Genomic DNA, 9,285 nt, shown 5'->3' on the forward strand with positions numbered 1-9,285 from the left:
GCCTGTCCCACCCACTTCTCTGTCTTCCTGCTGCGTCTGCAACCGTCCTCTACACAGCGAGCCCTCAGAAAATCGATTTCCGCGCTGCGTGCCGGCCAGCACATTCCTCCGCTCCGCTTCGCACACGGACGGTGTTGCATACGACGCAATTATGCCTGCAGCTCAGTGGCTTGGATATGGAATGTAGCGTCTGCAACAGGTGTGGTGCAGGCGGACTCACCGGTTTCCTCCCCGAACGTTCGCCGGGTGGTTTGAACAACGTTGTGATCGTGACCGCGCTCGGGGATCATCGCGGGATGAGTGAGATCATCTTGATGTCGGATCCGCGGGTAGCAGCCGTCCCCGTACATGAGTGCGGTGAGCCACTGGTCGATGTCCGGAAGGAGCCGCTCCTTGTGGACTTGCGGAAGCAGGACGACTCGGACGCCTTCTTCTACCTCCGAGCAGGCCTGCTGGAGCGTCTGCTCCAGGCACAAGCGCACTTACCGGTCGGCCTGAGGTTCCTCATAGTCGAGGGCTATCGTCCCCTGGCCTTGCAGCGCCGCTACTTCGAGAAATACGCGGCCAGGTTGCGAGCTGAGCAGCCTGAATGGATCGACGAGCAGATTCGGTCGGCGACGAGCCGTTTCGTGTCACCACCGGAGATCGCGCCGCACAGCGCAGGCGCGGCGGTGGATCTTACGCTCGTGGATGCGGACGGACGTGAGCTGGATCTGGGTACGCCTATGAATGCGACTCCAGAGGAGAGCGCCGGCGCCTGCTACACCAACGCTGCTGGGATCAGCGCTCAGGCACGCGCCCACCGGGAGATCCTGGGGCGCGTGCTGACGGCCGTGGGTCTGGTGAACTACCCGACGGAGTGGTGGCACTGGTCGTTCGGCGACCGCTACTGGGCGTTGGCCACTGGAGCGGCAAGCGCCTGTTACGGACCGAGGCTGCACGGCGTGGACGAATGACGCTCCCGCCAAAACCAGCCGCATACTGGGCGAGCTCGCCGGCGACCACGCGGACCGCACCTGGGACAAGCGCCATGCGCGACCTCATCCGGCCCGACGTGCTCATCCTCGACGATTCGCGATGCGTCAGCTGTCCGCCTCCCAAGCCGATGACCTCTACGAACTCGTCTCCGAGCGACAGGGACGGTCTCTGATCATCACCAGCAACCGGGCACCGAGCGACTGGTATCCGCTCTTCCCCAACGGTCGTCGCCGAGTCACTCCTGGACCGGCTGATCAACGCCAGCCACCAATCATCATGAACGGCCCCAGCTACCGACCCAACAAGCGACCGAAGGGACCCACCAACCCGGCCGAACCCCGATCAAGTAGCCGACCCTGCCCGAGGGTTGGGAGAACCGACGCGATCACCGACCGCTGAGTCGATCCTCAACCCCGAGAGGCCCCCAGCGCCCGACCGGCCTCGACGACCATGGCAGTAAACTCGGCCGTCTCGCTGCCCCGGCGTTCCGGGGCAGCGTCATAGGTTGACGGCGCACCAGTGTCCTCGCGCACCCGCAACGCCTCGTGGATGATCCACGCCTTCTCAGAACCCATCCTTAAATCCGCAACCTGGACACCATGCGCGATCACGGTGCCAGGCTGGGTATGACGCCCCGGCACGTCGATGAGGGCTTGTGCCTGATCTCCGCGATGGTCCTGCACACGGGCCGTGACCTGCATGAATTGACGGCTGAGGACATCTTCCACGTCCGGGCCCTGGGCCGCCGGCTGCGAGGTGAGGCGTTCATCGGGACCCACACGGCATGGGAACTGCTGCGAGGCGTCGGTGTCATCCAGTCCAAGGAGACCCTCAAAGACTCTCTGCGATTCGGCAGCGGCCGACGGCCGAACTGGTCGACGCGTACAACATCCAGTCGACGGCGATCCGGAACGTGCTGGTGCGGTATCTCGACGAACGCCGTCCTGGTGTCGACTACGGCAGTTTCCGAGGACTGGTACGGGAACTGGTCGGTGTCTTCTTGGCGGACATCGAGGCCCACCATCCCGGCATCGACACTCTCCTGCTTCCCGACGATGTCGTCGACGGCTGGAAGCAGCGAATCGTGACCTACGTCCACAGCAAGAGCGGGGAGGTCAACGAGCGACGGGGCCGCATCGCCGTGATGATGCGCGTTCGAGGCTTCTACCTCGACATCCAGGAATGGGCGCACGAGGACCCGTTGTGGGCACAGTGGGCCGTCCCCAGCCCCATCACCCGGGGCGATGGAGCCGGGAACCACCGGAGAGCACCGCACGCATGCACCAGCGGGTGCGCGAGCGGCTCCCTCACCTCCCGCTGTTGATCCAGACGGCCGAGCGAGTCCACCGTGAGGCCGCAGCACTGCTGGAAGCCGCTCGCGCCACCCCGCTCAACGGGATCTTCGCGCCTTGAGGAGTTCGTCCACCTGTGGTTCCGTGCCCTGCTTCTCGGCGGGAAGGCGCCAGTTTTTCGACATGTCCCGCAACCGGTGTGCCTCGTCGCAGATGAGCACGTCCAGCGGCGGCTCCGGCGTCTCGACGAAAGCTCCGAAGTGCGTGAAGCGCTTGCGGAACTCTGCCTCGGTGTATCCGACGTTCTCCTTGATGGCGGCGTTGAAGGCTCGCGATCCGCTCGCGTATTTCACCGTTCGCCCGGCGCCTTCGAGGTCGGCTCGTAGCTGAAGTCCGATCGCACTCTTCCCAGTGCCCGCGCCCCTGGTGATCAGGAAGACGGCGCGCTGTGGCCGGGGGACGAGTGCCTCACGGTCTGAACTGTCCAGAATCAGCTCCGACGCCTCAAGCACGTCGTCGGCCACCTCCTTCTGCCTGTCCCTCAGGGTGAAGACGGTGTCCTCCCCGTTCGATCTGACCATGGCGTCGAGGAGCGGGGTGTTCCGGAGGTTCATCCGATGCAGGATGTATTCGGCGGCGGAGGAGTAGTCGTCGCCGGCGGCGAAATGAGCTTGCAAATCCTTGAGAAGTCTGCCCGAGTGTGTACGTTCGGGCGTACGGTCCCGTAGGGGCATCGGCCCCGAGCAGTGGCCGAATCGAGTCGTCCGTGGCGTTGTGGAGATACGCGAAGCCACCGCATTCGAACTGGAGCCCGTTGAGCGGTCCGGTGGGCCCGATGAACAGTGCGTGGTATTCACCGAGCTGAAGAGCAGGGTGAGTAACGGGACCTTCGATCCCCGGCACGTACACGAGGTCAGCTGTCGCGGCCTCCACCCTCGTCACCGACGACCACTGCTTCAGCTCGACAAGTTGTACGGAGAGGTTGCCCTTCACGGGGTGCCGCCCCACGAGGACCACATCAATCTGGCCCAGCCCGTTCGCGCCCTCGGACGAGTCCACCGTCGGAGAACACTCAACGATCATCTCGACGTTGCCGCGCTCGGCGGCAACCAGGTCTTGGGCGAGCGAGACAAGACTTCCAGCCCATGCCGAGCGCTCGCTGTCAGAGGATTCGCCCCGTTGGAAGTGCACCCAGCGGGCAGCCAGGTGGGGCACCAGGCGACGCCGTTCATTCGGGCAAGAATGTCCTGTGCTGCCAACCGCAGCAGGAGCATGGACACGAGGACGATCCCCCAGAGCACAAGTGACTCGTGCGGGTGGGGGCGTGTCCATGCAGGAAGCCCGTCGGGCCGCAACCGGTATCGGGAATCTTAGCGAGCGGAAACGGTCAGACCGAAGCGGGTTCTCGAGTCGAACCTCCCACCAGCTGACGCAATTTCTCCCTGGTCTCGGGGTCCGTCGCGAAGACGACGGTGCCGACCATCCCTCGCGTCAGCAACACCTTGTAGGTGTTGCGGATCAGGCGGTCGACGTCTTCGTCGGAAGTCGACTTCTTGAAGACCGGGTCCTTCGACGCCGTACGGTCAGTGATCCAGCGGTCGCCTCGCCACAGCAGGTCGGGACCGATGATGACGCCGGACCAGTCGTACTCGAAGCCCTGGGCGGTGTAGACACAGCCAACCTGGCCGAAACCTGCCGGGTCGGTGGCCCACAGGGCTGCTGGTGGGGCACCGGAGACAGAGCGGTCACCGCGCAGGTTCCAGGGGCGGGCCCAGTCGCCGATGACGACGTCGGGCGGGAGAGGACTTCCGGGCTTCGGTTCCGGCGACCAGCGCCAGCAGTAGCCGGCGGACATACGGGCGCCGTAGCCCTGGGCGCGGCGCGCCTCGAGGAACGCTTCCATCTGCTGCGGGCTGTCGGCGACCAGCAACTGCATACGACCGTCGGGTTCCCAGATCACGGGCCCACCGGGTTCGAGGCCGAGTAGCCGGACCACCCAGCGCAGGTAGGCGTCGCTGCCGCCGCAGCGGAACTGGCTGTCCAGAGGGACGACGTGGCAAGGGATGTCCCGCCTTGCCGCAGCCTTCTTGATGTCCGCCACAGTGCCCATCTCACCAGGACGCACAACTTGGTGCTCGTCCAGGAAGAAGACGGGAACATAGGCGACATCGATCAGTTCGTCGATCTGTGCCCGGCCGGTTCGGAGCGCGGCTCGGGTGTACCGGTTGGCCGAGGTCTCCCGGATACGGTGGGCCTCGTCGCAGATCAGAGCCCCCAAACTGTTCTTCTCTGCCGTCATAAAGCTGTTGAAGTACTTGAAAAGGTCCTGGACCTCTCGCTTGCGGGCCCCGGCGATCTTCCTCATCGTCTTGGTGAAGGATTGGGAGCCGGTGGCGTGCAGTGCGGGTACACCGCGGCGGTACAACTCGCCGAGCAACTGGAGGGCGATGACGCTCTTGCCCGTCCCCGGACCGCCCGTGACGACGACGACTTCCTTACGGTCGGCGTTCTTCGCCTTCTGCACGGCATTGAGCACCATGCGGTACGCGACCTGCTGCTCGTCGAGGAGTACGAACTGCGTGCGCTCTCGCACCTCTTCGGCAGCCACCGACATCAGCTGCTTCGAAGGCACCTTGACGCCTTCGCACAGTTCGTCCGCTGCGCGAGCGCCCGAGCGTCTGTCGCTGAGTTTCGTGCGGAGGTGGTCGAGGAAGGCACCTCGACGTTCTCCGGTGAAGAGCAGACCGTGGCCGTCGCGCTCGATCTCCCGCAGACCGGTCACCCCACACTCGGTGGCGTTGTGCAGGAACGCCACCCCGCTGACCCTGTGGCCGTGCTCCGCAACGGCTCCGTTGAAGTTGACCAGGTACTCGCAGTACCGGCGAACTTGCTCAATGGGGTTGAGGACGGGGTGGGAATAGGCATCCACGTGGCACAGGGTGGGGTCGTCCTCGTTGGGAAGTGCCTGACTCCACTGTTTCAGTTCCACCACGACGTAGGACGGTTCGCCCGTGTCGGGGTGCACGCCCGCGAGTACCGCATCGGCCCGCCTACTGTTCAGCGGGAGCGCGTACTCGATCAACACCTCGACGTCGCCGAGACCCGCGTCGATCAGGGCCGCCGTCAGCGCGGGGATGCTCCGTTCCCAGGATCGCGTTTCTGCGGCTCCGGGTCGGTATCCATGCATGTGGACGAACCGCTCGGTGAGGTGGAGATACAGAGAACTGTCGAGCGTCCTCGCGGCGATCGACTTGGCGGACTCGCGGAACAGCAAGAACTTCCCCCAGGCAGCACGAAATGACTCGTGCGGGTGGGGGCATGTCCTTCGAGACTCCACCGGGGCGGAGCGGAAGCCCGTCGGGCCGCTTCGACGATATGTGTGACATTACCTGGTGCCACTGACAGAGTTCGCTGGTGGCCGCCGAGCCGGCGGGGAAGCCAGCCCGGCACAGTGCGCCTCGGCCGCTGAACGGATCGCGCTCGTCAGCGGTGTGACGGTGCGCGGCGACGCCCGTCCGCCGAGACTCGGCGTCTACAGCTTCTCTTGAAACGGCTACGCGTCCAGCACACCCAGGGTCGCAAAGGCCGACACAGCCCTGGGGCACGTGGCCGCCGCTCCGTCGTCCATCTGGACCCGACAGCCACACGGCGCCTGCTGGCCTACCTCCTCACAGGACATCCTTTAGTCGAGCTGTGTCGTGATCGTCCACTGTGCAGTCGCACGGCAGACGCTCACCGGCCCCTTCATCCGTCGTCCTCCAGCGCTCTCAGCAACACCGGCAGCGAAGCATGCAGCTCCCGCTCCCAATAGGCCCACATATGGGTCCCAGGCCCGTAGAAGTTGGTCGTCAGGTGCCGCGCCCCCATCCGCCGCAGCTCAGCGGCCAGCGCATGGTTCTGCCGGTTGAAGTCGGCCTCGAGGGCACTGGCGGCACCCGGCGCGTCCAACGGCCCCGTCGTCCCGTCCCCGCAGGACAGGTACACCGGGATGGAGCGGAGCCGCTTGGCGAGGTGGCCGGGGTCGTGTGCCTCCCAGATCCGGCGTTGGGCGACCGGGTCTCCCCATACCCTCAACGGGTCGTTGCCCTGGCCGGCGAAGAAGCCCAGGATGCGGTTGACCGACTCCTCGTCGAGGAGGGGGTGGGCCGAGCCGGAGTAGGAGGCGGCGGCCTTGAACATGCCCGGGTGGCGGGCGGCGTAGAGGAGGGCGCCCTGGCCGCCCATCGACAGGCCGGCGACGACGCGGTCGCGGCCGGCGCCCCAGTCGCGTTCCAAGAGGTGACGCAGCTCCTTGGTGTGGAAGGTCTCCCAGGCGGGGTCACCGCCCTGGCCGTGGTTCCACCAGTCGCTGTACCAGCCGTTCCAGCCGGCCTCCGGCATGACGACGAGGACGTCGCGGAGGGCGTCGGTCTCCGCGACGTCCGTCATCGCGGTCCACGACGTGTAGTCACCGCAGCAGCCGTGCAGGAGCCACAGGGTCGGCCAGTGCTGTCGGCGCCGGTCGTCGGGGTTCCAGCCGTCGGGGGTCAGGAGGCGGACCTTGACCGTGCGGCCGCCGAGGGCCGTCGAGCGGACCGAGAGGTCGAGCTGTCGGTCCGCGACGTGGGTGACGGCTACGACCTCCGCGCCGTGGGAGGAGCCGGAGGGGTGGGCTGCTGCCAGGGCCGGGGCGGTGGGGGTCAGGGTGGCGAGCAGTACGGACAGGACGAGGAGGACTCGGGTTCGTAGGGTCAGGGCGGTGGGCACGTTCGCGAACACGGCGGCTCCCTGGGGTGGGTTGTGATGCTTCGCTGCGGTGCGGTTCTCGCGTGCGGGTGGGTCGGTCGCGTCAGCGGCCCTGCCTGCGAGGCAGGATCAGCAGCGCGTCGCCGACCGGGCGTTCGCCGGCGGCGTCGGACGGGTCGTTGAGCAGGGCGCCGTCGGTCACCATCGTCGTGGAGCCGCCGCCGTCGAAGTTGACGGCGTCGCGCAGGCCCAGGGACTTGGCGACCTCGGCGCTCTCGCCGATGCTCAGGCCGAGGGACTCGGTGCTGCGGCCGTCGGCCGTGATGAGGACGGTCCGGCCTGCCGTGTCCACGCCGGCCAGGGTGCGTGGGTTGCGCTTGTGGACCCAGCCGTAGTACCAGCTCGGGTCGTCCGGGTGGACCATGCCGTCGGTGGCGGGGGTGACGTGCAGGCGTCCGTCGCGGACCAGTTCCGGGCCCGCGTTCAGGATGTGCGTCCTGGGTGTGGGCTGGAGGCGGCGGCCTCGTTCGTCCAGGAGAGTCGTGGTGATGCGGAGACGGTCGCCGATGTGTGCGAGGGCGGTCAGGTCGGCGACGCGGCGGCCGGTCGCCTGGATAGAGCTGCCGCCGGGCGGGAGGGTGCCGCCTCGGGGTGAGCGCAGTTCTACCACTCGGTCGTGGGCGTCCAGTACGGCTTCCACTCCGTCACCGGGCGGTGTCGTGTCGCCGTACTCCGGGGTGAAGGTGACCAGTTCGTCGGAGTTGGTGCAGGTCACGTCGTGGAGGGGCAGGGACGTCGGGGCGTCGCCGGGGGTGCCGCCGCAGTTCCTGATCAGGCCGGGTACTCGGTTGATGCCGTTCAGGGGGAGGGAGGCGGTTCCTGTACTGACGCTGCCTCGCCAGGTGAGGCGGGTGACCTGCGTGCGTCTGCCGTTGTCGTGGAGCACGAGGCCGGGGCGTCCGGCGACCGGTTCGCTCAGGAGGCGGCCGTCGTAGACGCCCACGCCCGCCGGGTCGCCGGGGGCGCCCGCCTTGGGGTCGAGGACGAAGAAGCCGGCGTTGACCGCCGCGGTGGCGCCGGCCGTCGTGGACAGGTCGCTGGTCGTCTCGCGGTTCTCCAGGTCGGGGCCGTAGGACGCGTCGAGGCGGCCGCGGAACTTGCGCGGGTCGATGGTGAGCACGTCCACGTGCCATGGGCCGCGGGCGTCGGCGTCGCCGTCCCAGCCGGTGTAGACGGCGGATCCCGTGTGGCCGGCGGCCCTCAGGCGTGTTCGTTCGGCGGTCGCGGCGGACTGGGAGTCGAATGTGCCTACGCGGACCCGCCAGCCGAGGGTGCCGCCCGCGTAGTCGGCCGTGCGCGGTGTCCTGACCTGCTCCGCGCGGGCCTGGAAGCCCTTTGCCCTCAGCTCGGCGGCCAGTTCGTCCGCGCTCGCCCGGTCCTTGAGGGTGGTCGGCGGCGCGTCGGGGTCCGGTGAGGTCTCGCCGCCGGGGATGGAGACCTCGACCGTCCAGTGCAGGGCGGAGCCGGCGGTCCCGCCGCCGCCTCGCACGATGCGGGTGAGGGTGACGCCGGGCTGGAGGGTTGTGGTGGTGCGGGTCTCGGTCAGGTCGGCGGGGCCGAGGGGGAGCGTGTGCCGGGTCGGCTGAGCAGCCGGGGTATATGCCCGGGACGGCAGTGCGCTCGCCGTGACGAGGACGCCGAGGACGGCAGCCGCGCCGCACAGTTTCTTCTTCATCTGCACCGCCTGAAAGGGATGGGTCGGAGGGGAAGGGCTTGATGGACGGGCTCGATGACCTGGGGTGGGACGATCGTTCGCCGTCCATCCTCTCCGCTCACTCCTGACGCGGACGTGGACAGCCGTCCAATGCTCACTGCACAAGTAGTGGCCCCTGCGGGCGCACCGTCAAGGTCGCGGCCTTCTCCGTCAGAGCCCGGCGGTCGCCTCGGCGAACGTGCCGACGACCTTGTCCCCGCGTAGGACGACGCAGTTCACCGTTCCCTTCGCCGCTTCCTCCTGGGCGATCAGTACGTCGGGCGCAGTGGACTCGGAGAAGCGCAGGTAGCCGATCGCTCCCCGGCTCGTCGTGCGCGCACCCAGCCACTCCACCAGCCTTCGGAGGTCGTCGAACTCGTCCGGGTGCACTTCTTGTCGCGCGGTCAGAGACCAGCCCCGTCCGTTCGGGCACAGCTCTCCCACCAGGGCGTCTTCGATGCGGTGCGCCGGCCCTAGTACTCCAGTTAGAAATCGTTGCCTGAGCTGGTCGGTTTCGTTGTGCTGGACATGGTGGGG

At 67.3% G+C, this 9,285-nt stretch carries 8 protein-coding genes and 1 pseudogene; 3 read left to right on the forward strand and 6 right to left on the reverse strand.

Annotated elements, in window-relative coordinates:
- The first annotated feature begins 296 nt into the window (after positions 1-296).
- On the forward strand, positions 297-956 hold the full coding sequence (locus IE142_RS27360; protein WP_191888227.1) for a M15 family metallopeptidase: 660 nt from the start codon (positions 297-299) through the stop codon (positions 954-956).
- Between the two features lie 7 nt (positions 957-963).
- Positions 964-1,377: pseudogene (locus IE142_RS39375) on the forward strand (ATP-binding protein); the annotation flags it as partial.
- A gap of 8 nt (positions 1,378-1,385) precedes the next feature.
- Here IE142_RS39375 and IE142_RS27365 read toward each other — a convergent pair.
- Entirely contained in the window at positions 1,386-1,706 is a 321-nt protein-coding gene (locus IE142_RS27365; RefSeq protein ID WP_191888228.1) for a hypothetical protein, read from the reverse strand.
- A 191-nt stretch (positions 1,707-1,897) separates the two neighbouring features.
- On the opposite strand from IE142_RS27365, the gene IE142_RS27370 reads away from it, so the two are divergent.
- Positions 1,898-2,302, forward strand: coding sequence for a hypothetical protein (locus IE142_RS27370; protein ID WP_191888229.1), 405 nt, complete (start codon positions 1,898-1,900; stop codon positions 2,300-2,302).
- A 66-nt stretch (positions 2,303-2,368) separates the two neighbouring features.
- On the opposite strand, the gene IE142_RS37695 is transcribed toward IE142_RS27370, so the two are convergent.
- The 5 genes from IE142_RS37695 to IE142_RS27395 all read right to left on the reverse strand — a co-directional run.
- Positions 2,369-2,884, reverse strand: coding sequence for a DNA/RNA helicase domain-containing protein (locus tag IE142_RS37695; protein ID WP_229830914.1), 516 nt, complete (start codon positions 2,882-2,884; stop codon positions 2,369-2,371).
- 773 nt (positions 2,885-3,657) lie between these two features.
- Complete coding sequence (locus IE142_RS27380) at positions 3,658-5,544, reverse strand: DUF2075 domain-containing protein (RefSeq protein ID WP_191888230.1); 1,887 nt, start codon at positions 5,542-5,544, stop codon at positions 3,658-3,660.
- Between the two features lie 470 nt (positions 5,545-6,014).
- On the reverse strand, positions 6,015-7,028 hold the full coding sequence (locus tag IE142_RS27385) for an alpha/beta hydrolase (protein WP_191888231.1): 1,014 nt from the start codon (positions 7,026-7,028) through the stop codon (positions 6,015-6,017).
- Between the two features lie 70 nt (positions 7,029-7,098).
- Positions 7,099-8,730 (reverse strand): phosphodiester glycosidase family protein, encoded by a 1,632-nt coding sequence (locus tag IE142_RS27390; RefSeq protein WP_191888232.1) that lies wholly within the window; start codon positions 8,728-8,730, stop codon positions 7,099-7,101.
- A gap of 189 nt (positions 8,731-8,919) precedes the next feature.
- A partial coding sequence (locus IE142_RS27395) for a hypothetical protein (protein ID WP_229830916.1) occupies positions 8,920-9,285 on the reverse strand: 366 nt, incomplete at its 5' end.

The organism is Streptomyces mutabilis, assembly GCF_014649815.1.
In the GTDB taxonomy this organism is placed as follows: domain Bacteria; phylum Actinomycetota; class Actinomycetes; order Streptomycetales; family Streptomycetaceae; genus Streptomyces; species Streptomyces mutabilis.

Coding starts and splice junctions, on each gene's coding strand:
- IE142_RS27360 (WP_191888227.1), top strand. CDS start 297: ATGAGTGAGATCATCTTGATGTCGGATCCGCGGGTAGCAGCCGTCCCC.
- IE142_RS37695 (WP_229830914.1), bottom strand. CDS start 2,884: ATGAACCTCCGGAACACCCCGCTCCTCGACGCCATGGTCAGATCGAAC.
- IE142_RS27390 (WP_191888232.1), bottom strand. CDS start 8,730: ATGAAGAAGAAACTGTGCGGCGCGGCTGCCGTCCTCGGCGTCCTCGTC.